Annotated in this window: 18 protein-coding genes; 7 read left to right on the top strand and 11 right to left on the bottom strand. The window is 57.4% G+C overall.

Annotated elements, in window-relative coordinates:
* Positions 1–121 precede the first annotated feature (121 nt).
* The 6 genes from carA (at position 122) to folA (ending at position 7971) form a co-directional block, all read left to right on the top strand.
* On the top strand, positions 122–1270 hold the full coding sequence (gene carA, locus FOY96_RS18260) for a glutamine-hydrolyzing carbamoyl-phosphate synthase small subunit (protein WP_096149824.1): 1149 nt from the start codon (positions 122–124) through the stop codon (positions 1268–1270).
* Positions 1271–1288: 18 nt separating this feature from the next.
* Positions 1289–4513, top strand: a complete 3225-nt coding sequence (gene carB / locus FOY96_RS18255) for a carbamoyl-phosphate synthase large subunit (RefSeq protein WP_039260850.1) — start codon at positions 1289–1291, stop codon at positions 4511–4513.
* 138 nt (positions 4514–4651) lie between these two features.
* Entirely contained in the window at positions 4652–4885 is a 234-nt protein-coding gene (locus FOY96_RS18250; RefSeq protein WP_108089547.1) for a YgdI/YgdR family lipoprotein, read from the top strand.
* Positions 4886–4988: 103 nt separating this feature from the next.
* A complete protein-coding gene (gene kefF, locus FOY96_RS18245) occupies positions 4989–5519 on the top strand; it encodes a glutathione-regulated potassium-efflux system oxidoreductase KefF (protein ID WP_023310358.1) in 531 nt (176 codons plus the stop codon).
* A complete protein-coding gene (gene kefC, locus FOY96_RS18240; protein WP_133550687.1) occupies positions 5512–7377 on the top strand; it encodes a glutathione-regulated potassium-efflux system protein KefC in 1866 nt (621 codons plus the stop codon). The genes kefF and kefC overlap by 8 nt, the downstream gene beginning before the upstream one ends.
* 114 nt (positions 7378–7491) lie before the next feature.
* Entirely contained in the window at positions 7492–7971 is a 480-nt protein-coding gene (folA, locus tag FOY96_RS18235; RefSeq protein ID WP_008502023.1) for a type 3 dihydrofolate reductase, read from the top strand.
* Positions 7972–8010: 39 nt separating this feature from the next.
* Here the strand turns inward: folA and apaH are convergent, their stop codons facing one another.
* From apaH to lptD, 6 genes are read right to left on the bottom strand one after another with little or no spacing between them, the layout of a single operon-like run.
* Positions 8011–8859: a bis(5'-nucleosyl)-tetraphosphatase (symmetrical) ApaH gene (gene apaH, locus FOY96_RS18230; RefSeq protein ID WP_023310360.1), complete on the bottom strand. Its 849-nt coding sequence runs from the start codon at positions 8857–8859 to the stop codon at positions 8011–8013.
* A 4-nt stretch (positions 8860–8863) separates the two neighbouring features.
* Positions 8864–9241 (bottom strand): Co2+/Mg2+ efflux protein ApaG, encoded by a 378-nt coding sequence (apaG, locus tag FOY96_RS18225; protein WP_023310361.1) that lies wholly within the window; start codon positions 9239–9241, stop codon positions 8864–8866.
* Positions 9242–9244: 3 nt separating this feature from the next.
* Positions 9245–10066, bottom strand: a complete 822-nt coding sequence (gene rsmA, locus FOY96_RS18220) for a 16S rRNA (adenine(1518)-N(6)/adenine(1519)-N(6))-dimethyltransferase RsmA (protein WP_023310362.1) — start codon at positions 10064–10066, stop codon at positions 9245–9247.
* On the bottom strand, positions 10063–11049 hold the full coding sequence (gene pdxA / locus FOY96_RS18215) for a 4-hydroxythreonine-4-phosphate dehydrogenase PdxA (protein WP_029740873.1): 987 nt from the start codon (positions 11047–11049) through the stop codon (positions 10063–10065). Before pdxA ends, rsmA begins: the two co-directional genes overlap by 4 nt.
* Positions 11049–12335 carry a peptidylprolyl isomerase SurA gene (gene surA / locus FOY96_RS18210; RefSeq protein ID WP_033144608.1) on the bottom strand — a complete coding sequence of 429 codons (1287 nt, stop codon included), beginning with the start codon at positions 12333–12335 and terminating at the stop codon, positions 11049–11051. Before surA ends, pdxA begins: the two co-directional genes overlap by 1 nt.
* A 53-nt stretch (positions 12336–12388) precedes the next feature.
* Positions 12389–14740, bottom strand: coding sequence for an LPS assembly protein LptD (gene lptD, locus FOY96_RS18205; RefSeq protein ID WP_047060166.1), 2352 nt, complete (start codon positions 14738–14740; stop codon positions 12389–12391).
* A 239-nt stretch (positions 14741–14979) separates the two neighbouring features.
* Here lptD and djlA point away from each other — a divergent pair, with 239 nt between their 5' ends.
* Positions 14980–15795: a co-chaperone DjlA gene (gene djlA, locus FOY96_RS18200; RefSeq protein WP_008502016.1), complete on the top strand. Its 816-nt coding sequence runs from the start codon at positions 14980–14982 to the stop codon at positions 15793–15795.
* Between the two features lie 30 nt (positions 15796–15825).
* Here djlA and rluA read toward each other — a convergent pair whose 3' ends face one another.
* The 5 genes from rluA to araA form a co-directional block, all read right to left on the bottom strand.
* Positions 15826–16485, bottom strand: coding sequence for a bifunctional tRNA pseudouridine(32) synthase/23S rRNA pseudouridine(746) synthase RluA (gene rluA / locus FOY96_RS18195; protein ID WP_008502014.1), 660 nt, complete (start codon positions 16483–16485; stop codon positions 15826–15828).
* 12 nt (positions 16486–16497) lie between these two features.
* Positions 16498–19404 (bottom strand): RNA polymerase-associated protein RapA, encoded by a 2907-nt coding sequence (gene rapA, locus FOY96_RS18190; RefSeq protein WP_039260843.1) that lies wholly within the window; start codon positions 19402–19404, stop codon positions 16498–16500.
* 128 nt (positions 19405–19532) lie between these two features.
* Entirely contained in the window at positions 19533–21890 is a 2358-nt protein-coding gene (gene polB / locus FOY96_RS18185; RefSeq protein WP_143347540.1) for a DNA polymerase II, read from the bottom strand.
* 74 nt (positions 21891–21964) lie between these two features.
* Positions 21965–22660, bottom strand: coding sequence for an L-ribulose-5-phosphate 4-epimerase (gene araD / locus FOY96_RS18180; RefSeq protein ID WP_039260840.1), 696 nt, complete (start codon positions 22658–22660; stop codon positions 21965–21967).
* A 47-nt stretch (positions 22661–22707) separates the two neighbouring features.
* Positions 22708–24210 (bottom strand): L-arabinose isomerase, encoded by a 1503-nt coding sequence (gene araA, locus FOY96_RS18175; protein WP_033144613.1) that lies wholly within the window; start codon positions 24208–24210, stop codon positions 22708–22710.
* Positions 24211–24212 lie beyond the last annotated feature (2 nt).

The following is a 24212-nucleotide window of genomic DNA, read 5'->3' as shown; positions in this document are numbered from 1 at the left end:
CACCAAATCCCCAGAATGCCGCCGTTTGCCAAAAATCCGCTGGCAACACATTTGCATTGATCCATGACATGCTATGAATTAATATGCAAATAAAGTGAGTGAATATTCTCTGGAGGGTGTTTTGATTAAGTCAGCGCTATTGGTTCTGGAAGACGGAACCCAGTTTATCGGTCGGGCCATAGGGGCAACGGGTTCGGCGGTTGGGGAAGTCGTTTTCAATACTTCAATGACCGGTTATCAAGAAATCCTCACTGATCCTTCCTATTCTCGCCAAATCGTTACTCTTACTTATCCTCATATCGGCAATGTCGGCACCAATGCGGCTGACGAAGAATCTTCTCAGGTACATGCGCAAGGCCTGGTCATCCGCGACCTGCCGCTGATTGCCAGCAACTTCCGCAATACCGAAGACCTCTCTTCTTACCTGAAGCGCCATAACATCGTGGCGATTGCCGATATCGATACCCGTAAGTTAACGCGTCTGCTGCGCGAGAAGGGTGCACAGAACGGCTGCATCATCGCGGGTGATAGCCTCGATGCGACGCTGGCGCTGGAAAAAGCGAAAGCCTTCCCGGGCCTGAACGGCATGGACCTGGCGAAAGAAGTGACGACCGCTGAAGCCTACAGCTGGACTCAGGGTAGCTGGACGCTGGAAGGCGACCTGCCTGAAGCGAAAAAAGAGAGCGAGCTGCCGTTCCACGTGGTGGCCTACGATTTCGGCGCCAAGCGCAACATCCTGCGCATGCTGGTTGACCGCGGCTGCCGCCTGACGGTGGTTCCGGCACAAACGTCTGCCGAAGACGTGCTGAAGATGAATCCGGACGGTATTTTCCTGTCCAACGGCCCTGGCGACCCGGCGCCGTGCGATTACGCCATCGCCGCCATCAAGTCCTTCCTGGAAACCGACATCCCGGTATTCGGCATCTGCCTCGGCCATCAGCTGCTGGCGCTGGCGAGCGGTGCGAACACCGTTAAGATGAAGTTCGGCCACCACGGTGGTAACCACCCGGTGAAAGACATCGATAACAACACGGTGATGATCACCGCGCAGAACCACGGCTTTGCCGTCGATGAAGCCTCGATGCCGGCTAACCTGCGCGTGACCCATAAGTCGCTGTTTGATGGCACCCTGCAGGGGATTCATCGCACCGATAAGCCAGCATTCAGCTTCCAGGGTCACCCGGAAGCCAGCCCGGGCCCACACGACGCCGCGCCGCTGTTCGATCACTTCATCGAACTTATCGAGCAATACCGTAAGACCGCTAAATAATCAGGAGCCGAGAAGACAATGCCAAAACGTACAGACATAAAAAGCATCCTGATCCTTGGCGCTGGCCCGATCGTCATCGGCCAGGCCTGCGAATTCGACTACTCCGGCGCGCAGGCGTGTAAAGCCCTGCGTGAAGAGGGTTACCGCGTAATCCTGGTAAACTCTAACCCGGCAACCATCATGACCGACCCGGAAATGGCTGATGCAACCTACATCGAGCCGATTCACTGGGAAGTGGTGCGTAAAATCATCGAGAAAGAGCGTCCGGACGCGGTGCTGCCAACCATGGGCGGCCAGACGGCGCTGAACTGTGCGCTGGAGCTGGAGCGTCAGGGCGTGCTGGAAGAGTTCGGCGTGACCATGATTGGTGCGACCGCCGACGCGATTGATAAAGCAGAAGACCGTCGCCGCTTCGACGTGGCGATGAAGAAAATCGGCCTCGACACCGCGCGTTCCGGTATCGCACACAACATGGAAGAAGCGCTGGCCGTCGCGGCTGACGTGGGCTATCCGTGCATCATCCGTCCATCGTTCACCATGGGCGGCACCGGCGGCGGCATCGCCTACAACCGCGAAGAGTTCGAAGAGATTTGCGAACGCGGTCTGGATCTCTCTCCAACCAAAGAGCTGCTGATTGATGAATCGCTGATTGGCTGGAAAGAGTACGAGATGGAAGTGGTGCGTGATAAAAACGACAACTGCATCATCGTCTGCTCCATCGAAAACTTCGATGCGATGGGTATCCACACCGGCGACTCCATCACCGTTGCGCCAGCCCAGACCCTGACCGACAAAGAGTATCAAATCATGCGTAACGCCTCGATGGCGGTACTGCGTGAAATCGGCGTGGAAACCGGCGGTTCTAATGTGCAGTTCTCGGTGAACCCGAAAACTGGCCGTCTGATTGTTATCGAAATGAACCCGCGCGTGTCCCGTTCCTCCGCGCTGGCTTCTAAAGCGACCGGCTTCCCGATTGCGAAAGTGGCGGCGAAGCTGGCGGTGGGGTACACCCTCGACGAGCTGATGAACGACATCACCGGTGGCCGCACCCCAGCGTCCTTCGAGCCGTCCATCGACTACGTTGTGACCAAAATTCCACGCTTCAACTTCGAGAAATTCGCAGGCGCGAACGACCGTCTGACCACCCAGATGAAATCTGTCGGTGAAGTGATGGCGATTGGCCGCACGCAGCAGGAATCCCTGCAGAAAGCGCTGCGCGGCCTCGAAGTGGGCGCGACCGGTTTTGACCCGAAAGTGAGCCTGGACGACCCGGAAGCGCTGACCAAAATCCGCCGCGAGCTGAAAGACGCGGGCGCAGAGCGTATCTGGTATATCGCCGATGCCTTCCGTGCGGGCCTGTCCGTCGACGGCGTGTTCAACCTGACCAACATCGATCGCTGGTTCCTGGTGCAGATTGAAGAGCTGGTGCGTCTGGAAGAGCAGGTAGCGGAGCTGGGCATCAACGGCCTGGACGCTGACTTCCTGCGCGTGCTGAAGCGCAAAGGCTTCGCCGATGCGCGTCTGGCTAAGCTGGCGGGCGTGCGTGAAGCGGAAATCCGCAAGCTGCGCGACCAGTACGACCTGCACCCGGTCTACAAGCGCGTGGACACCTGTGCGGCTGAATTCTCGACCGACACCGCCTACATGTACTCCACCTATGAAGACGAGTGCGAAGCGAACCCGTCCGTCGACCGCGACAAGATTATGGTGCTGGGCGGCGGTCCAAACCGTATCGGCCAGGGCATCGAGTTCGACTACTGCTGCGTACACGCCTCGCTGGCGCTGCGCGAAGACGGTTACGAGACCATCATGGTCAACTGTAACCCGGAAACCGTCTCTACCGACTACGACACCTCTGATCGCCTCTACTTCGAGCCGGTTACCCTGGAAGACGTGCTGGAAATCGTGCGCATCGAGAAGCCAAAAGGCGTTATCGTGCAGTACGGCGGCCAGACCCCGCTGAAGCTGGCGCGCGCGCTGGAAGCAGCAGGCGTGCCGGTTATCGGCACCAGCCCGGACGCGATTGACCGTGCGGAAGACCGCGAGCGTTTCCAGCAGGCGGTTGACCGTCTGAAGCTGAAACAGCCGGCGAACGCCACCGTCACCGCCATTGAAATGGCCGTTGAGAAGGCGAAAGAGATTGGCTACCCGCTGGTGGTGCGTCCTTCCTACGTGCTGGGCGGCCGCGCGATGGAAATCGTGTATGACGAAGCCGACCTGCGTCGCTACTTCCAGACCGCGGTGAGCGTCTCCAACGATGCGCCTGTGCTGCTCGACCGCTTCCTCGACGACGCGGTAGAAGTGGACGTTGACGCCATCTGCGACGGCGAAATGGTGCTGATTGGCGGCATCATGGAGCACATCGAGCAGGCGGGCGTGCACTCCGGCGACTCCGCCTGTTCTCTGCCAGCCTACACGCTGAGCCAGGAGATTCAGGACGTGATGCGCCAGCAGGTGCAGAAGCTGGCCTTCGAGCTGCAGGTTCGCGGTCTGATGAACGTCCAGTTTGCGGTGAAAGACAACGAAGTCTACCTGATTGAAGTCAACCCGCGTGCGGCACGTACCGTACCGTTCGTCTCCAAAGCCACCGGCGTACCGCTGGCGAAAGTGGCGGCGCGCGTGATGGCGGGCCAGACGCTGGCGCAGCAGGGCGTGACCAAAGAGATCATTCCACCGTACTACTCGGTGAAAGAAGTGGTGCTGCCGTTCAACAAATTCCCGGGCGTTGACCCGCTGTTAGGGCCAGAAATGCGCTCTACCGGGGAAGTGATGGGCGTGGGCCGCACCTTCGCAGAAGCGTTCGCGAAGGCGCAGCTGGGCAGTAGCTCCACCATGAGAAAATCAGGCCGTGCGCTGCTCTCCGTTCGCGAAGGCGACAAAGAGCGCGTGGTTGACCTGGCCGCCAAGCTGCTGAAACAGGGCTTCGAGCTGGACGCGACCCACGGTACCGCGATTGTGCTGGGCGAAGCCGGCATCAACCCGCGTCTGGTGAACAAGGTGCATGAAGGTCGTCCGCACATTCAGGACCGTATCAAGAATGGCGAATACACCTACATCATCAACACCACCGCAGGCCGCCAGGCGATTGAAGACTCCAAGCTGATTCGTCGCAGCGCGCTGCAGTACAAAGTGCACTACGACACCACCCTGAACGGCGGTTTCGCAACGGCCATGGCGCTGAACGCGGATGCCACCGAGAAGGTGATTTCAGTGCAGGAAATGCACGCGCAGATTAGCAAATAAGTAAAAATGCCCGGTGCCGTTCGGCTGCCGGGCATTCTCCCATCTTCAGAACCTTCTGGTTTTTCATCCGCTTTCAGTCAGTTAGCCTAAAATGGTTAGGTCGATAACGAAATTCAACTGAGAGCAGGGGAAAACACCATGCAAAATAAATTACTGATCGCTTCCGTTCTGGCTGCCACGACAATGTTTACCGTTGTGGGCTGTTCGTCTAATCAGGCCGTAAAAACCACCGATGGCAAAACCATTGTCACCGACGGCAAACCTCAGGTGGATGACGATACCGGTCTGGTGTCGTACAAAAACGCCGAAACCGGTCAAACCGAGCAGATCAACCGTGACCAGGTGAAATCCATGGGCGAGCTGGATAACTAATTCAGAATTCTGACGTAAGCCCGTCAATAATATTCACTATTAGCCTGTTGAATTACTGACTACACTCTTTTGTTAAAAGAAAGCAGTAACAACAGGCTAATCAATGATTCTGATAATTTATGCCCATCCTTATCCGCAGCACTCGCATGCGAATAAGCGGATGCTTGAGCAGGTAAGGACGCTTGATAACGTAGAGATACGTTCCCTCTATCAACTCTATCCCGATTTTAATATCGATATCGCCGCCGAACAGGAGGCACTTTCCCGTGCCGATCTGATTATCTGGCAGCATCCGATGCAGTGGTACAGCACGCCTCCGCTCCTGAAGCTGTGGATTGATAAAGTCTTCTCCCACGGCTGGGCGTACGGCCACAACGGCAATGCGCTAAAAGGAAAAAGCCTGATGTGGGCGGTCACCACCGGCGGTGGGGAAAGCCATTTTGATATCGGTTCCTTCCCGGGTTTTGACGTCCTGGCGCAGCCGCTGCAGGCGACCGCGCTCTATTGCGGTCTGAACTGGCTCCCGCCGTTTGCGATGCACTGCACGTTTGTTTGCGACGATGAAACGCTGCAGGCGCAGGCTCGCCATTATAAACAACGCTTACTTGAGTGGCAGGAGACGCACCATGGATAGCCATACGCTGATACAGGCGCTGATTTACCTCGGCGCGGCGGCGCTGATTGTGCCCGTGGCGGTCCGCCTGGGGCTGGGCTCGGTGCTTGGCTACCTGATTGCGGGCTGCGTCATTGGGCCGTGGGGCTTTAGACTGGTCACGGATGCCGAGGCGATTCTCCATTTCGCTGAAATTGGCGTGGTGCTGATGCTGTTTGTGATTGGCCTGGAGCTCGACCCGCAGCGGCTGTGGAAGCTTCGCGCCTCGGTATTTGGCGGTGGTGCGCTGCAGATGGTGGCCTGCGGCCTGCTGCTGGGTGGGTTCTGCATCCTGTTAGGAATGGACTGGAAAGTGGCAGAGCTCATCGGCATGACGCTGGCGCTCTCCTCGACAGCGATTGCCATGCAGGCGATGAACGAGCGAAATCTGACGGTCTCCCAGATGGGACGCAGCGCGTTCTCGGTGCTGCTGTTCCAGGACATTGCCGCTATCCCGCTGGTGGCGATGATCCCGCTGCTGGCGGCCAGCGGTTCCTCTACCACGCTGGGCGCTTTCGCGCTGTCGGCACTGAAGGTGGCGGGCGCGCTGGCGCTGGTGGTGCTGCTTGGCCGCTACGTGACCCGCCCGCTGCTGCGGTTTGTTGCCCGCTCTGGCCTGCGCGAAGTGTTCAGCGCCGTGGCGCTGTTCCTGGTGTTTGGCTTCGGTCTGCTGCTGGAGGAGGCCGGGCTGTCGATGGCGATGGGGGCGTTCCTCGCAGGCGTTCTGCTGGCGAGCTCTGAATACCGTCACGCGCTGGAAAGCGATATAGAGCCGTTCAAAGGGCTGCTGCTGGGGCTGTTTTTCATCGGCGTCGGGATGTCCGTCGACTTCGGCACGCTGGTGACGCATCCGCTGCGGATCGTCATCCTGCTCGTCGGCTTCCTGGTCATTAAAATGGTGATGCTGTGGCTGATTGCTCGCCCACTGAACGTGCCGGGCAGGCAGCGCCGCTGGTTCGCCGTGCTGCTGGGGCAGGGGAGTGAATTTGCGTTCGTGGTGTTTGGCGCCGCGCAGATGGCAAACGTGCTCGATCCCGAGTGGGCGAAGGCGCTGACGCTGGCGGTCGCCCTGTCGATGGCGGCGACGCCTGTGCTGCTGGTGGTACTGACGCGCCTGGAAAAATCGGGCAGCGAGCAGGAGCGCGAGGCCGACGAGATCGACGAGGAGCAGCCGCGCGTCATCATCGCCGGATTTGGCCGCTACGGGCAGATCGTCGGCCGCTTACTGCTGTCGAGCGGGGTGAAAATGGTCATCCTCGATCACGATCCCGACCATGTCGATACCCTGCGTAAATTCGATATGAAGGTGTTTTACGGGGATGCGACCCGCGTCGATCTGCTGGAATCTGCCGGGGCGGCAAAAGCCGAGGTGTTGATTAACGCCATTGACGATCCGGAAACCAGCATGCAGATGGTGGAGCTGGTAAAAGAGCATTTCCCGGCGCTGACTATTATCTCCCGCGCGCGCGATGTGGATCACTACATCCGGCTGCGGCAGGCGGGCGTAGACGCGCCGGAGCGTGAAACCTTCGAAGGTGCGCTGAAGTCTGGCCGCATGGCGCTGGAAAACCTGGGACTCGGCGCGTATGAAGCACGCGAACGGGCAGACCTGTTCCGCCGCTTTAATACCGAGATGGTCGAAGAGATGGCGGCGATGGCCGGCAGTACGGCCACCGAGCGTGCGGCGGTGTTCAAACGCACCAGCGCGATGCTGACGGAAATCATTAACGAGGACCGTAACCACCTGTCGCTGATCCAGCGCCATGGCTGGCAGGGCACGGAAGAGGGCAAGCATACCGGCGATCCGGCTGACGAGCCCGAGAGTAAACCTTCCGCGTGAAGTGGAGTTGCCAGCAATATTAAAAAATTTCTTTATCTTTACCCTGCCGCCAGTCGACGAAAGATTAAGCTTTCCGTATAGTGGCGGCAATTTTTTGCATCCGGGAAATTTTCAATGATCAGTCTGATTGCAGCGCTGGCGGTGGACCGCGTTATCGGTATGGAAAATGCCATGCCGTGGAACCTGCCTGCCGATCTCGCATGGTTTAAACGTACTACGTTAAACAAGCCGGTAGTGATGGGCCGCCTGACCTGGGAGTCGATTGGTCGTCCATTGCCGGGCCGTAAGAATATCGTTATCAGCAGCCAGCCGGGCACTGACGATCGCGTCGAATGGGTAAAATCAGTAGACGAGGCGATTGCTGCATGCGGCAATGCCGAAGAGATCATGGTGATTGGCGGTGGGCGCGTGTACGAACAGTTCCTGCCAAAAGCGCAGAAGCTGTATCTGACCCACATTGATGCAGAAGTGGAAGGGGATACCCATTTCCCGGACTACGATCCGGACGAGTGGGAATCGGTATTCAGCGAATTCCACGACGCGGATGCACAGAACTCCCACAGCTACTGCTTCGAGATTCTGGAACGTCGTTAAGTGATTTTCCCTCTCCCGGCCGGGAGAGGGAATAGCGTATCAGGAGGCAACGGCCTCACTTTCTCCTAAGTCCAGCTGTCGGTTGGACGGCTGCACAAAGTAAGCTTTATCTTCCCAGCGTAAGCAGGTTAACTCTCCGCCCCAGCAGCATCCGGTATCCAGACCGTAAATCCCTTCCGGTGTTCCTTTTCCTTCCAGTGCAGCCCAGTGGCCAAATACCACGCTGTACTCGCTTGTCACCGGTCCCGGAATGGCAAACCACGGTTTCAGCGGAGCGGGCGCGCTTTCCGGCGTCTCTTTGGAATACATATCCAGCTGTCCGTTCGGGAAGCAGAAGCGCATGCGGGTGAACGCGTTGGTGATAAAGCGCAGACGGGCCAGACCGCTGAGATCCTCGCTCCAGTGGTTCGGCATATCGCCGTACATAGCATCGAGGAAGAAAGGATACGAGTCGCTCGCCAGCACCGCCTCGACGTCACGCGCGCAGGTTTTCGCCGTCTCAAGATCCCATTGCGGGGTGATCCCGGCATGCGCCATGACCAGCTTTTTCTCTTCGTCGATCTGCAGCAGGGGCTGACGGCGCAGCCAGTTAATCAGATCGTCCGCGTCCGGCGCATCCAGCAGTGGGGTGAGGCGATCTTTAGGTTTGTTGCGGCTGATCCCGGCGAAAACCGCCAGCAGATGCAGATCGTGATTGCCCAGCACCATGCGCACGCTATCGCCCAGCGATTTGACGAAACGTAATACTTCAAGGGAGCCGGGGCCACGCGCGACTAAATCGCCCGTCAGCCAGAGCGTGTCCTGTCCTGGCGTAAAGTCGACCTGTTTTAATAATGCGATCAGTTCATCGTAGCAACCGTGAACGTCGCCAATCAGATATGTAGACATTAGATTAATGAATGAGTGTGGTTACGGCGAGACGGAACACAGGAATGGCAACGCGGAAATCATTGCCATCGACGTCGACCATTTCATAATGGCCCTGCATGGTACCCATCGGCGTTTCAATCACCGCGCCGCTGGTGTACTGGTACTCTTCGCCAGGGGCGATGTGGGGCTGTTCACCGACCACACCTTCGCCCTGAACTTCGATTTCGCGGCCATTGCCGTTAGTGATAAGCCAGTAGCGCCCGCGCAGCTGCACGGGCATCCGCCCCAGATTGCGAATGGTCACGGTGTAAGCGAAAACAAAACGTTCTTCGTCCGGTGAGGACTGTGATTCAACATAGACGCTTTGTACATGGACACATACGCGGGGCGAATCAATCATGGCTTAACTCTCCTTCGGCGGCGCATTATCGCTGATGTAATTAGCCAGCTTGCAGTACTGCTCTACGGAAATGTTCTCCGCACGCATTGCCGGGTCGATCCCCAGCTCGGCTAACACCTCAACGGTAAACGAATTGCTCAGGCTGTTACGGATCGTTTTACGGCGCTGGTTAAAGGCTTCTGTGGTAATGCGGCTCAGTACGCGCAGATCTTTAACCGGATACGGTTTCGTCTTGTGCGGCACAAGGCGCACAACCGCTGAATCCACTTTCGGTGGTGGTGTGAACGCTGACGGCGGTACTTCGAGTACCGGGATCACGTTGCAGTAATACTGTGCCATCACGCTTAAACGACCATACGCTTTACTGTTCGGGCCTGCAACCAGACGGTTAACAACCTCTTTTTGCAACATGAAGTGCATGTCGGCAATGGCATCAGTATAGCTAAAGAGGTGGAACATGAGCGGCGTGGAGATGTTGTACGGCAGGTTGCCGAAGACGCGCAGCGGCTGGCCCATTTTTTCCGACAGCTCGCCAAAGTTCATGGTCATGGCGTCCTGCTGATAGATGGTCAGCTTCGGCCCGAGGAACGGGTGCGTTTGCAGGCGTGCCGCCAGATCGCGGTCCAGTTCGATGACGGTCAGCTCGTCGAGGCGTTCGCCTACCGGCTCGGTCAGCGCGGCAAGGCCCGGGCCGATTTCGACCATCGCCTGGCCTTTTTGCGGATTAATAGCCGAGACAATGCTTTCGATCACGAACTGATCGTTAAGGAAGTTTTGCCCGAAACGTTTACGGGCTAAGTGGCCCTGATGGACTCGATTAGTCATTGAGTATTAACAATCATTTTGATGGCGAGATTAAGCGCCGTAATAAAACTGCCGACATCCGCTTTCCCCTGGCCTGCCAGATCCAGCGCAGTACCGTGGTCAACGGACGTTCGAATAAAGGGTAAACCGAGGGTGATATTCACCCCGCGGCCAAAGCCCTGGTATTTTAGCACGGGCAGGCCCTGATCGTGGTACATCGCGAGCACGGCGTCGGCATTATCCAGGTATTTCGGCTGGAAAAGGGTATCTGCAGGCAGCGGCCCGCTGAGGTTCATCCCCTTCGCCCGCATTTCGTTGAGTACCGGAATGATGGTGTCGATCTCTTCGGTGCCCATGTGCCCGCCTTCACCGGCGTGCGGATTCAGGCCGCAGACCAGTACGTGCGGCTGCGGGATCCCAAACTTTGTCTGCAGATCGTGGTGCAAAATCCCGATGATCTCGCGCAGGAGTTCAGGGGTGATCGCATCAGGAATGGCTTTGATCGGCAGATGGGTAGTCACCAGCGCAACGCGCATTTCCTCCGTCGCCAGCATCATCACCACTTTCGGGCTGTGCGAGCGCTCTTCGAAGAACTCTGTATGCCCGGTAAAGGGTATACCCGCTTCGTTGATGACGCCTTTGTGGACGGGGCCGGTGATCAGGGCGGCAAATTCGCCCTTCAGGCAACCGTCGCAGGCGCGCGCCAGGGTTTCAACGACATAGTGGCCGTTTTCCGTGCTGAGCTGGCCCGGAATAACCGGCGTACGAAGGGGAACAGAAAGAAGGGTGAGCGTACCGGCTTGCTGCGGTGCTGGCTGTTGGCCTTCAACGTAAGGGATGAGCGTTAAAGGCAGACCGAGCAGCGTTGCCCGGTCTTGTAACAGTGTTGCATCGGCGCAGACAACCAGCTCTACCGGCCAGCTGCGCTGGGCGAGCTGGACAACGAGGTCAGGCCCAATCCCGGCGGGTTCGCCGGGCGTGATAACAACACGATGCTGTTTCATTAGTTGCTCAGAACTTTCACGTAAGCGCTGGCGCGTTGTTCCTGCATCCAGGTTGCGGCTTCTTCAGAGAACTTACGGTTAAACAGCATACGGTAGGCTCTGTCTTTCTGTGCCGCATCCGTTTTATCAACGTTACGGGTGTCCATCAGCTCGATCAGATGCCAGCCGAATGAAGAGTGGACCGGCGCGCTGATCTGGCCTTTGTTCAGCTTCATCAACGCGTCGCGGAAGGCAGGATCGTAAATATCCGCAGCCGCCCAGCCCAGATCGCCGCCCTGGTTAGCAGAGCCTGGATCCTGAGAGAACTCTTTTGCTGCCTTCGCAAATGAGGTTTTACCGCTCTTAATGTCAGCTGCGATCTGTTCCAGCTTCACACGCGCCTGATCGTCAGTCATGATCGGTGACGGTTTCAGAAGTATGTGGCGAGCGTGAACTTCGGTGACGGAGATATTTTGGCTCTGGCCGCGCAGATCGTTCACCTTCAGAATGTGGAAGCCCACGCCTGAACGGATAGGACCAACGATATCCCCTTTCTTCGCCGTGCTCAGCGCCTGGGCAAAGATGGATGGCAGCTCCTGAATACGTCCCCAGCCCATCTGGCCGCCTTTCAGCGCCTGTTGGTCAGCGGAGTAGGTGATTGCCAGCTTGCCAAAGTCGCCGCCGTTACGCGCCTGTTCAACAATCGAACGCGCCTGGCTTTCTGCTTCCGCAGCCTGATCGGACGTTGGGTTCTCTGGCAGTGGGATCAGAATGTGGCTCAGGTTCAGCTCTGTGCTCGCATCGTTCTGGTTACCCACCTGTTTTGCCAGCGCGTCCACTTCCTGAGGCAGGATGGTGACGCGGCGACGCACTTCGTTGTTACGCACTTCCGAAATCAGCATCTCTTTACGGATCTGGTTACGGTAGGTGGCGTAGCTGATGCCGTCATAGGCCAGACGGCTGCGCATCTGGTCTAAAGACATATTGTTCTGCTTCGCGATGTTAGCGATCGCCTGATCGAGCTGCTCGTCAGTGATCTTCACACCCATTTTCTGCCCCATCTGTAGAACGATCTGATCCATGATCAGACGCTCCAGGATCTGGTGGCGCAGCGTGGCGTCATCAGGAAGCTGTTGACCGGCTTCGCCCGAATTGAGCTTCACCGATTTCATCAGACCGTCAACGTCACTTTCAAGCACGACGCCGTTGTTAACCACAGCAGCGACTTTATCAACAACCTGGGGGGCGGCGAAGCTGGTATTCGCAACCATAGCGACACCGAGCAGCAGCGTTTTCCAGTTCTTCATACTTTTTCCATTTCAATTAACCGCAAAGCGGATTACGTTGCAAATCAAGCACATTACAAGGCGCTACTGTACGGCAGAATATTCGAGCGCAGCATTTTCTGCGTACCCAGACCGTAGTTGGAACTCAGGCCGCGTAACTCGAAGTTAAAGCCAATCACGTTATCGTATTTGCTCTGATTGTTTTCACTGTTCCAGCCGTTAAGCTTACGTTCGTAGCCGACACGCAGCGCGTAACAGCAGGAGTTATATTGCAGACCCACCATCTGGTCAGCAGGTTTATTGGCGTTAGTGTCAAAGTAGTAAGCGCCTACGATTGACCAGCGGTCGGCGATTGGCCAGCTCGCTGCGCCACCCACCTGTGAAATACCGTCTTTATAGGGTTCTGAGCCAGCATAAGATGGCAATGTTGCCTGAATATATTCCGGGCTGGCGTAACGATACGTCAACTGCACCATACGGTCTTCATCGCGACGGTACTCAATAGCAGCACTGCTTGTGGCAATATTATCGAGGCGAGTGTCATATTGCACACCACCGCGCAGACCCCAACGATCGGTCATACGCCAGTAAGTATCTCCCGCCCAGACCAGCGATCCCGTTTTGTTATCTTTCTCCCAGTTAATGTTGTCATCACCGGTACGTGACTCGGTGAAATAGTAGATTTGACCAACAGAAACGTTAAAACGTTCAACGGCAGCATCATCATAAACACGTGTTGTGACGCCGGTCGTTAACTGGTTAGCAGACGCGATGCGGTCAAGACCGCCATAAGTACGGTCGCGGAACAGGCCGCTGTAGTCAGACTGCAGTAAAGAGGAGTCGTAGTTCTGAATTTTACTCTGGTCGCGGTATGGCACGTACAAATACTGCATACGCGGTTCAAGCGTCTGGGTATAACCATCCGCCAGCATAGCCATATCACGTTCGAAGATCAGCTTGCCGTCCATTTTGAACTGTGGAAGCGTACGGTTTACGCTTTCCTCAAGATGAGCGTTGTTGCTGGTGTTGTAATCATCAATATTTTTTTGCTGATAGTGTGTCGCCATCAGCTTGGCTTCCGTGTTCAGGCTTGCCCAGTCATTCGACCATGGCAAGTTGATGACGGGCTCCAGGTGAACTCGGGTGGCTTCCGGCATATTGGAATTGGTGTTTACAAAATGCACCGCCTGACCATAAATACGGGTGTCGAACGGACCCACGTCATTCTGGTACCAGTTAACGTCCAGCTGCGGCTCGGCACCATAGGTACTCGCGGTCTGGCTGGAGAACACCTGGAACTGCTTGTTGGTTACCGTCGCATCGAAGTTCTGCACCGCATAGCCAACGCTGAAGATCTGCGTGGCATAACCGTCGGTACTCGAACCGTATTTTGACGAGAAATCGTTGAAGTAGTTCGGGTCACTGACCTTGGTGTAGTTAACGTTAAAACGCCAGACCTGATCCATTACCCCGGAATGCTGCCAGAAATACATCCAACGGTGTTTATCGCCTTCGGTCGGATGCTCGTCCTGGAAGACTTTATCCGACGGCAGATAATCCAGCTCCATCAGACCCGCACCGGCGTGGGTCAGATAGCGGAACTCGTTCTCCCACATGATGTTGCCGCGCTTGTGAATATAGTGCGGCGTGATCGTCGCATCCATGTTTGGCGCGATGTTCCAGTAATACGGCAGGTAGAACTCAAAGTAGTTCGTGGTGCTGTATTTGGCATTCGGGATCAGGAAACCGGAGCGACGTTTGTCACCGACGGGAAGCTGCAGATAAGGGCTGTAGAATATGGGTACAGGGCCCAGCTTAAAGCGGGCGTTCCAGATCTCTGCGACCTGTTCTTCGCGGTCATGGATAACTTCGCTACCGACCACGCTCCAGGTATTCGAACCCGGCAGACATGACGTGAACGTACCGTTTTCCAGGATCGTATAGCGGTTTTCGCCGCGCTGTTTCATCAGGTCAGCGTCGCCGCGCCCCTGGCGACCCACCATCTGGTAATCACCTTTCCAGACGTTAGTATCTTTAGTATTCAGGTTTGACCAGGCTTTCGGACCTTTCAGGATGACCTGATTGTCGTCATAGTGCACATTACCCAGCGCATCCACCGTTCGTACCGGCTCGGCCGCACCTTCCGGCTGTTTCTGGTGCAATTGCACTTCATCTGCCTGCAGGCGGCTATTGCCCTGGTTAATATCGACATTGCCCGTAAAGGTGGCATTGTCAGGGTAAGTCCCTTTCGAACTGTCGGCAGTAATGGTTACCGGCAAGCTATTTGTATCGCCACTCACCAGTGGGCGATTATAACTTGGGACGCCAAGCATACACTGCGAGGCGAGATCGGCCGCCAGCCCCTGTTGACTGTACAGGGCGGAGCCAATCATTGTGGCCAGGAGGGTGGGGATACGTTTTTTCATACGTTGTATTTTATTGTTCCGTCATCAGTGGCTACGGCTTACAAACGCTCAGAGACTATCTTACTCATCTGCGCAGTACCAGCGTTAATCCTGCCCGTTTGCGTGCCAGAGTGTTAGGCTCGCTATCGAATGACGAGTATGATAAAGCAAATTATAGGCGATGTCCTTCAATTGACCGTGACTTGAACACAGTGATGATGACGTTGCGTCGGCAAGGAATATGACTATCCGGGGAGTATATGCAGTATTGGGGTAAAATAATCGGCGTTGCGTTCGCCATCATCATGGGTGCCGGGTTCTGGGGGATTGTGCTTGGGCTTATTATCGGCCATATGTTTGATAAGGCGCGCAGCCGCAAAATGGCCTGGTTTGCCAATCAGCGCGAGCGTCAGTCACTCTTTTTCTCCACCACCTTTGAGGTCATGGGGCACTTAACCAAATCCAAAGGGCGTGTCACAGAAGCCGATATTCAGATTGCCAGCGTCTTTATGGATCGCATGAACCTGCACGGCGACTCCCGTCTGGAAGCGCAAAATGCGTTTCGCATCGGTAAGTCGGATAATTATCCGCTTCGCGAAAAAATGCGTCAGTTCCGCAGCATCTGCTTTGGACGTTTTGATTTAATTCGGATGTTTCTGGAAATTCAAATCCAGGCGGCTTTCGCAGACGGTTCACTTCATCCTAATGAACGTGACGTGCTGTACGTCATTGCGGAAGAGCTGGGCATCTCCCGCATGCAGTTTGACCAGTTCCTGCGCATGATGCAGGGCGGGGCGCAGTTTGGCGGCGGCTATCACCAGCAGTCGTCCGGCGGTGCCTGGCAGCAGGCGCAGCGTGGTCCGACGCTGGAAGACGCCTGCAACGTGCTTGGCGTTAAGCCCTCTGACGATCAGACCACGATTAAACGTGCCTATCGTAAGCTCATGAGCGAACACCATCCGGACAAACTGGTCGCGAAAGGCTTACCGCCAGAAATGATGGAGATGGCGAAGCAAAAAGCGCAGGAAATTCAGAAGGCGTACGAGCTCATTAAAGAGAAGAAAGGTTTCAAATAAGAAAAAGCCCGACGATGTCGGGCTTTTTTTTTAGAAGTCCACCGGGGCTTTAAACGTCATCGCGTTACCGAAGGCCGGATGGGTGATGGTGAGCGTCTGCGCGTGCAGCTGCAGACGTGGCGCTAAGGCCAGCGCTTCAGGCGGCGCGTAGAAGCGGTCGCCCAGAATCGGATGACCCAGGGCGAGCATATGCACGCGCAGCTGGTGCGAACGTCCGGTAATCGGCTTAAGCAGGACGCGCGCGGTATTATCCGGCGCGTACTCCAGCACTTCGTACTCGGTCTGCGCGGCCTTGCCGGTTTCGTAACACACCTTCTGCTTAGGCCGGTTTGGCCAGTCGCAGATCAGCGGTAAATCTACCAGCCCTTCCGCCTGCGCGGGGTGGCCCCAGACGCGGGCGACATACTGCTTTTTCGGCTCGCGCTCGCGGAACTGGCGCTTTAACTCGCGTTCCGCCGCTTTGTTCAGCGCCACCACAATCACGCCGCTGGTGGCCATATCCAGGCGATGGACAGACTCCGCCTGCGGATAATCGCGCTGAATGCGCGTCATCACGCTGTCTTTGTGCTCGTCCAGACGCCCCGGCACGGACAACAGGCCGCTGGGCTTGTTGACCACCATAATGTGTTCATCCTGATACAGAATGACCAGCCAGGGATCCTGAGGCGGATTGTAAGGCTCCATCACCATCTTGCGCTCCGTTTACTGATGCGTCACAACGATAAGACGCAGGGCATCCAGACGCCAGCCAGCCTGATTCAGGCTTTCCAGCACCTGCTGACGGTTGCTTTCAATCGCCGCCAGCTCGTCGTCGCGGATGTTCGGGTTGACCGCTTTTAACGCTTCCAGACGGGACAGCTCCGCAGACAGTTTCTCGTCGGCTTCACTGCGCGCGGCGTCAATCAGCGCTCTGGCCGCTTTTTCAATCTGGGTTTCGCCCAGTTGCAGAATAGCGTGCACATCCTGCTGTACCGCGTTCACCAGCTTGCTGCCCGTATGGCGGTTTACCGCACTCAGCTGTCGGTTGAAACTCTCGAATTCAACCTGTCCCGCCAGGTTCGTGCCGTTTTTGTCCAGCAGCAGGCGGACGGGCGTTGGCGGCAGGAAGCGGGTGAGCTGCAGCTGTTTCGGCGCCTGCGCTTCCACAACGTAGATCAGCTCCACCAGCAGGGTGCCCACCGGCAGCGCCTTGTTTTTCAACAGGGAGATGGTGCTGCTGCCGGTATCGCCGGAGAGGATCAGGTCCAGCCCGTTGCGGATCAGCGGGTGTTCCCAGGTGATAAACTGGGCATCTTCGCGGGACAGCGCCACATCACGCTCAAAGGTGATGGTACAGCCATCTTCCGGCAGGCCCGGGAAATCCGGAACCAGCATGTGATCGGACGGAGTCAGGACAATCAGGTTCTCGCCGCGGTCGTCCTGGTTGATGCCGACGATGTCGAACAGGTTCATGGAGAAGCCGATCAGGCTGGTGTCATCATCCTGTTCTTCAATACTCTCAGCCAGCGCCTGCGCTTTTTCACCGCCGTTGGAGTGGATCTCCAGCAGGCGGTCGCGGCCCTGCTCCAGCTGCGCTTTCAGCGCATCGTGCTTCTCACGGCAGGACTTGATCAGCTCATCAAACCCTTCCGCGTTTTCCGGCGCGGCCAGGTAGCCGATCAGATCGCCATGCACTTGATCATAAATGGTGCGGCCCGTCGGGCAGGTATGTTCAAATGCGTCCAGACCTTCGTGGAACCAGCGTACCAGCACGGACTGCGCGGTTTTTTCCAGATACGGCACGTGGATCTGAATATCATGCGCCTGGCCGATACGATCCAGACGGCCGATACGCTGCTCCAGCAGATCCGGGTTAAACGGCAGATCGAACATCACCAGGTTGCTGGCGAACTGGAAGTTACGGCCTTCAGAGCCGATTTCCGAGCACAGCAGAACCTGTGCGCCACTGTCCTCTTCTCCGAACCACGCCGCGGCGCGGTCGCGCTCGACGATGGACATGCCTTCGTGGAACACGGCGGCGCGAATGCCTTCACGCTCGCGCAGAACCTGCTCCAGCTGCAGCGCGGTGGCCGCTTTGGCGCAGATCACCAGCACTTTCTGGGAGCGGTGCGCGGTCAGGTAGCCCATCAGCCACTCCACGCGCGGATCGAAGTTCCACCAGGTGCCGGTATCACCTTCAAACTCCTGGTAGATTTGTTCCGGATAAAGCATGTCGCGGGCGCGCTCTTCCTGGGTTTTGCGCGCACCCATAATGCCGGAGACTTTAATCGCCGTCTGATACTGTGTCGGCAGCGGCAGCTTAATCGTATGCAGCTCGCGTTTCGGGAAGCCTTTGACGCCGTTACGGGTGTTACGGAACAGCACGCGGCTGGTACCGTGGCGATCCATCAGCATGTCGATCAGCTCTTTACGCGCGGATTCCGCGTTGTCGCTGTCGCTGTTCGCAGCCTGCAAAAGCGGCTCGATATCCTGCTCGCCAATCAGATCGCTCAGGGTGTTGAGCTCGTCATCAGAAAGACGCTTGCCCGCCAGCAGCATGGCGACGGCATCGGCGACCGGACGGTAGTTATTCTGTTCTTCCACGAACTGCTCAAAGTCGTGGAAACGGTTTGGATCGAGCAGGCGCAGACGGGCGAAGTGGCTTTCCAGACCCAGCTGCTCCGGCGTTGCGGTCAGCAGCAGGACGCCAGGCACGCGTTCGGCAAGCTGCTCGATAGCCATGTATTCGCGGCTCGGCGCGTCTTCGCTCCAGACCAGGTGGTGCGCTTCGTCAACAACCATAATGTCCCACTCGGCATCGCACAGGTGCTCAAGACGCTGCTTGCTGCGGCGCACGAAGTCCAGGGAACAAATGACCAGCTGTTCGGTTTCAAACGGGTTGTCGGCGTCGTGCTGCGCTTCGGCATAGCGTTCATCGTCGAACAGGGAGAAACGCAGGTTAAAGCGGCGCAGCATCTCAACCAGCCATTGGTGCTGCAGAGTTTCTGGCACCACGATCAGCACGCGTTCGGCAGCGCCGGAAAGCAGCTGTTGATGCAGGATCATGCCCGCTTCGATGGTTTTACCCAGGCCCACTTCATCTGCCAGCAGCACGCGCGGCGCGTGGCGACGGCCCACGTCGTGGGCAATGTTCAGCTGGTGGGGGATCAGGCTGGTGCGCTGGCCGCGCAGGCCGCTCCACGGCATGCGGTACTGTTCACTCTGGAACTTACGCGCGCGATAGCGCAGGGAGAAGCGATCCATACGGTCGATTTGCCCGGCAAACAGGCGGTCCTGCGGCTTGCTGAACACCAGTTTGCTGTCGAGCAGCACTTCACGCAGGATGACATTGGCTTCATCCGTATCAAGACGAGTACCAATGTAGGCGAGCAGTCCATTCTCTTCTTTTACGTCTTCAATCTTGAGCTGCCAGCCGTCATGGCTGGTCACGGTGTCGCCCGGATTGAACATCACGCGGGTAACAGGGGAGTCATTGCGAGCGTACAGACGGTTTTCACCGGTGGCAGGGAAGAGGAGGGTAACCATACGCGTATCGATTGCTACGACGGTTCCTAGTCCAAGTTCGCTTTCTGTATCGCTGATCCAGCGTTGACCAAGTGTAAAAGGCATAGTTGTTCGGCTCTAATCTTTAATTGCAGGCAATAGTTCGGCTACCGTCAAAAAAGACGGTCAACGAAAAATGGGTCCAGGAATGGAAAGGGCGCTATGGTACTGGATGGCAGCCATTTCGTCACGCGTCAAAATAGGCCAAGTTGCCCTGTAACCAGTGTAGCAAAATCATCGTCGATGAAGGGCAAAATTCCGTCGGCAACCGGCTGAAGCTGGCGCGTCAGATAGTGTTCGTAATCGAGAGGAGAGTGCTGATAATCCACGGGTTCCGGGCCGCTAATGGTCCAGACGTATTTGATGGTTCCCCGGTTTTGATACTGCGGCGCGCGGCCACGGCGTACGTTTTCTTCATCCGCCAGGCGCGCGGCGCGTACGTGCGGAGGAACGTTGCGCTGGTACTCCGCCAGCGGGCGGCGCAGGCGCTTGCGGTATACCAGCTGCGCGTCAAGTTCGCCCGCCATCAGGCTGGCTATCGTCTCGCGCACGTAGTCCTGATACGGCTCATTGCGAAACACCCGCAGATAGAGCGTCTGCTGAAACTGCTGCGCCAGCGGCGTCCAGTCGGTACGTACCGTCTCCAGCCCTTTAAAAACCATCCGCTGCGCGTCGCCTTCCTGAATCAGCCCGGCGTAGCGCTTCTTGCTGCCCTGATCGGTGCCGCGAATGGTGGGCATTAAAAAGCGGGCGAAATGGGTTTCAAATTCCAGCTCCAGCGCGCTGGTTAACCGCTCTTTCTGCAAATGTTCCTGCCACCAGTCGTTCACGAAGGCGACCAGCGCTTTGCCGATTTGCGCGGCGTCGTCTTCTGAATGCGCGCCCTTAAGCCACACAAAGGTGGAGTCCGTGTCGCCGTAGATGACGTCATAGCCCTGGGACTCAATCAGCGCTTTGGTCTGGCGCATGATCTCGTGCCCGCGCATGGTGATTGAGGAGGCCAGACGCGGGTCAAAGAAGCGGCAGGCGCTGGTGCCCAGCACGCCGTAAAAGGCATTCATAATGATTTTCAGCGCCTGTGATAGCGGCTTGTTGCCGTGGCGCTTGGCCTCATCGCGGCCGTGCCAGATGTTTCCCACGATTTCAGGCAGGCAGTGTTTTTCCCGCGAGAAGCGTGCGCCGAGGAAACCTTCGGTGCTGTGCTCATCGTCCGGCTGGGCCATGCCCTCAATCAGCCCGACGGGATCGATCAGGAAGGTGCGGATAATCGACGGGTACAGGCTTTTGTAGTCCAGCACCAGCACCGAGTCATACAGTCCTGGCCGGGAGTCCATCACGTACCCGCCGGGGCTCGCCTGCGGCGGCACGTCACCGAGGTTGGGGGCGACGTATCCCGCCCGGTGCATCCGCGGAAAATAGAGGTGGCTAAAGGCCGCCACGGAGCCGCCGTGCCTGTCTGCCGCCAGGCCGTTTACCGTCGCGCGCTCCAGCAGGAACGGCATAATCTCGGTTTTGTGGAAAATCTGCGTGACCAGCTCGCAGTCTTTCAGGTTATAGGTGGCAAGCGCCGGTTTATCTTCATTAAAGCGCCGGTCGATCTCGTCCATTCTGTCCCAGGGGTTGTCGATGGATTTGCCTTCGCCAAGCAGCTCCTGTGCGACCGCTTCGAGGGAGAATGAAGAGAAATTCCAGAAGGCGGACTTAAGCGCCTCAATGCCGTCGATAATCAGGCGACCGTTGGCCTGCGCGAAAAAAACACCGTTCTTAAAACCGTGTTCGCGCCATTCCAGCTCGCTGTTTCCGCGCCCCAGCATCAGCGGGATGCGGTAGCGCTCGGCGTGCTTTTGCAGCACGCGCAGGTCGAACTGCACCACGTTCCAGCCGATCAGAACATCGGGATCGTTGTCGGCAAACCACTGGTTAAGCTTCTCCAGCAGCTGCGGGCGGCTGTTGACGTACTCAAGCCGGAAATCCAGCGCGGACGCATCGCCATTCGGCGGCCCGAGCATATAAACAACCCGATCGCCGCAACCTTCCAGACCGATGCAGTACAGTTCGCCGTGACGGGTGGTTTCGATATCCAGTGAGACCCACTTCAGCGGCGGGCGGTAGTGCGGATTCGGCTTCAGGCGCGCGTTAACGAGGCTGCCGCAATGCGCGGTGCCGTCGACCCAGACGGGGGCGGTGATGAACCGCTCCATCAGAAAACGTTCCGGTGGGCGGATATCCGCCTCGTAGAGCGTCACGCCCGCCTCGCGGAGCAGCTTTTCATAGCGCATCAGCTGGCGATGGGCGCGACAGTAGAGGCCGTAAACCGGCTGACGGTGGAAATCCTTCAGCTCAAGCGGGGTGATGCGCCAGCCGTTTTCGCCGCGCAGCAGCTGCTTTACCTTTTCGACGTGGGCTTCAGGAATAAAGGCCACGGATTCCTGCGGGGGCAGCGTAACGTGCAGCGGACCGCTGTCGGTTGCCAGCCAGAACGCGACCTCGGTGCCCTGAGGGGTATCCCGCCAGTGTCGGGTCAGTAAAAAGCCTTCTTGCGCCTGCGCCACGCCGTTATCCCAGAAAACAAAACCAGGCCTGATTATAGCCTGGTTAAGATTTTAATGCTGGGTTTATATACAGTTTACTGCCCGTAATAGGCCTTCGCGCCGTGCTTGCGCAGGTAATGCTTATCCAGCAGGGTTTGCTGCATATCCGGCAGCTGCGGCGCCAGCTGGCGACAGAAGATCCCCATATAGGCGACCTCTTCGAGCACGATGGCGTTATGCACCGCGTCTTCCGCGTTTTTACCCCAGGCAAACGGGCCGTGGGAGTGCACCAGCACGCCGGGCATCTGCGCGGCGTCGATCCCCTGTTTTTCGAAGGTTTCGACAATCACGTTGCCTGTTTCCCACTCATATTCGCCGTTAATCTCGGCGTCGGTCATCAGACGCGTGCAGGGAATGGTGCCGTAAAAGTAGTCCGCGTGCGTGGTGCCGGTCGCCGGGATGGACTGGCCCGCCTGCGCCCAGATGGTGGCGTGGCGCGAATGGGTATGCACGATGCCGCCGATGGTCGGGAATGACCGATACAGCAGGCGGTGAGTCGGCGTATCGGAGGACGGTTTTTTCTTACCTTCGACCACTTCGCCGGTCTCAAGGCTGACAACGACCATATCGTCTGCGGTCATCACCGTGTAATCCACGCCGGAAGGCTTAATCACGAACACGCCTTTTTCGCGGTCAACGGCGCTGACGTTGCCCCATGTCAGGGTGACCAGATTATGTTTCGGCAGCGCCAGGTTGGCTTCGAGCACCTGACGTTTGAGATCGTCTAACATCGTTATCTCCCTGCCCGGTGAGCGTAGCGTCACCGGGCATTCCGTACTTAGCGTTTTGAACCGTAATAGACTTCGTTCCAGCGCAGCGCGTCTTTGAAGGCGGGCAGGCGGGTATCGTTATCAATCACGGTCAGCTCGATATCGTGCAGCTCGGCGAACTGACGCATGTCGTTCAGATCCAGCGCGTGGCTAAACACCGTGTGGTGCGCGCCGCCGGCCAGGATCCAGGCCTCTGAGGCGGTTGGCAGGTCAGGCTGTGCTTTCCACAGGGCGTTGGCGACCGGCAGTTTCGGCAGAGAGTGCGGCGTTTCAACCGCATCGACGCAGTTCACCAGCAGGCGGAAGCGATCGCCCAGGTCGATCAGGCTGGCGTTGATGGCCGGGCCCGTACGGGTGTTGAAGATCAGACGCGCCGGATCGGCTTTGCCGCCGATGCCGAGGTACTGCACGTCGAGGATCGGTTTCTCTTCCACGGCGATCGTCGGGCACACTTCCAGCATGTGCGAGCCGAGCACCAGGTCGTTGCCGTTTTCGAAGTGATAGGTGTAGTCCTCCATAAAGGAGGTGCCGCCCTGCAGACCGGTCGACATCACCTTCATGATGCGAAGCAGAGCGGCAGTTTTCCAGTCGCCTTCGCCCGCAAAGCCGTAGCCCTGCTGCATCAGACGTTGTACCGCCAGGCCCGGCAGCTGTTTCAGGCCGTGGAGGTCTTCAAAGGTAGTGGTAAAGGCGTGGAAGCCTCCCTGTTCCAGGAAGCGCTTCATGCCCAGCTCGATGCGCGCCGCGTCCAGCACGTTCTGACGCTTGTCGCCGTTGATTTGTGCCGCAGGCGTCAGGCGGTAGCTGCTTTCGTACTCGTCCACCAGCGCGCTCACGTCGCCGTCGCTGACTTCATTCACCACCTGCACCAGGTCGCCCACGGCCCAGGTATTCACGGAGAAGCCGAACTTGATCTGCGCGGCCACTTTATCGCCGTCGGTGACCGCCACTTCACGCATGTTGTCGCCAAAACGCACCACTTTCAGATGGCGGGTGTCCTGCTTAGAGACCGCCTGACGCATCCAGGAGCCGATACGCTGTTGCGCTTTGCCATCCTGCCAGTGGCCGGTGACCACCGCGTGCTGCTGGCGCATACGCGCGCCGATGAAGCCGAACTCGCGGCCGCCGTGCGCGGTCTGGTTCAGGTTCATAAAGTCCATGTCGATGCTGTCCCACGGCAGGGAGGCGTTGAACTGGGTATGGAACTGCAGCAGCGGTTTGTTGAGGATAGACAGGCCGTTGATCCACATTTTGGCGGGTGAGAAGGTGTGCAGCCACACCACCAGACCGGCGCATTTATCGTCGTAGTTGGCGTCGCGGCAGATGTGGGTAATTTCATCCGGCGTCGTGCCCAGCGGTTTCAGCACCAGTTTGCACGGCAGTTTAGCTTCCGCGTTCAGCGCGTTAACGACGTGCTCCGCGTGTTTCGTCACCTGCTGCAGCGCTTCCGGTCCGTACAGATGCTGGCTGCCAATCACAAACCATACTTCATAGTTATTAAAAATGGTCATCA

Origin of the sequence: Enterobacter asburiae (assembly GCF_007035645.1) — a bacterium.
GTDB lineage: Bacteria > Pseudomonadota > Gammaproteobacteria > Enterobacterales > Enterobacteriaceae > Enterobacter > Enterobacter asburiae_B.
Note: the sequence above shows the minus strand (reverse complement) of the source record. Positions and strands in the feature narration are given on the sequence as shown.

Excerpts from the sequence above, each read along its gene's own strand:
- rluA (WP_008502014.1), bottom strand. The coding sequence starts at position 16,485 with ATGGTGATGGAGCCTTACAATCCGCCTCAGGATCCCTGGCTGGTCATT.
- carB (WP_039260850.1), top strand. The coding sequence starts at position 1,289 with ATGCCAAAACGTACAGACATAAAAAGCATCCTGATCCTTGGCGCTGGC.
- kefC (WP_133550687.1), top strand. The coding sequence starts at position 5,512 with ATGGATAGCCATACGCTGATACAGGCGCTGATTTACCTCGGCGCGGCG.
- FOY96_RS18250 (WP_108089547.1), top strand. The coding sequence starts at position 4,652 with ATGCAAAATAAATTACTGATCGCTTCCGTTCTGGCTGCCACGACAATG.
- folA (WP_008502023.1), top strand. The coding sequence starts at position 7,492 with ATGATCAGTCTGATTGCAGCGCTGGCGGTGGACCGCGTTATCGGTATG.
- rapA (WP_039260843.1), bottom strand. The coding sequence starts at position 19,404 with ATGCCTTTTACACTTGGTCAACGCTGGATCAGCGATACAGAAAGCGAA.
- araD (WP_039260840.1), bottom strand. The coding sequence starts at position 22,660 with ATGTTAGACGATCTCAAACGTCAGGTGCTCGAAGCCAACCTGGCGCTG.
- apaG (WP_023310361.1), bottom strand. The coding sequence starts at position 9,241 with ATGATTGATTCGCCCCGCGTATGTGTCCATGTACAAAGCGTCTATGTT.
- apaH (WP_023310360.1), bottom strand. The coding sequence starts at position 8,859 with ATGTCTACATATCTGATTGGCGACGTTCACGGTTGCTACGATGAACTG.
- pdxA (WP_029740873.1), bottom strand. The coding sequence starts at position 11,049 with ATGAAACAGCATCGTGTTGTTATCACGCCCGGCGAACCCGCCGGGATT.
- lptD (WP_047060166.1), bottom strand. The coding sequence starts at position 14,740 with ATGAAAAAACGTATCCCCACCCTCCTGGCCACAATGATTGGCTCCGCC.
- araA (WP_033144613.1), bottom strand. The coding sequence starts at position 24,210 with ATGACCATTTTTAATAACTATGAAGTATGGTTTGTGATTGGCAGCCAG.
- kefF (WP_023310358.1), top strand. The coding sequence starts at position 4,989 with ATGATTCTGATAATTTATGCCCATCCTTATCCGCAGCACTCGCATGCG.
- djlA (WP_008502016.1), top strand. The coding sequence starts at position 14,980 with ATGCAGTATTGGGGTAAAATAATCGGCGTTGCGTTCGCCATCATCATG.
- rsmA (WP_023310362.1), bottom strand. The coding sequence starts at position 10,066 with ATGACTAATCGAGTCCATCAGGGCCACTTAGCCCGTAAACGTTTCGGG.
- surA (WP_033144608.1), bottom strand. The coding sequence starts at position 12,335 with ATGAAGAACTGGAAAACGCTGCTGCTCGGTGTCGCTATGGTTGCGAAT.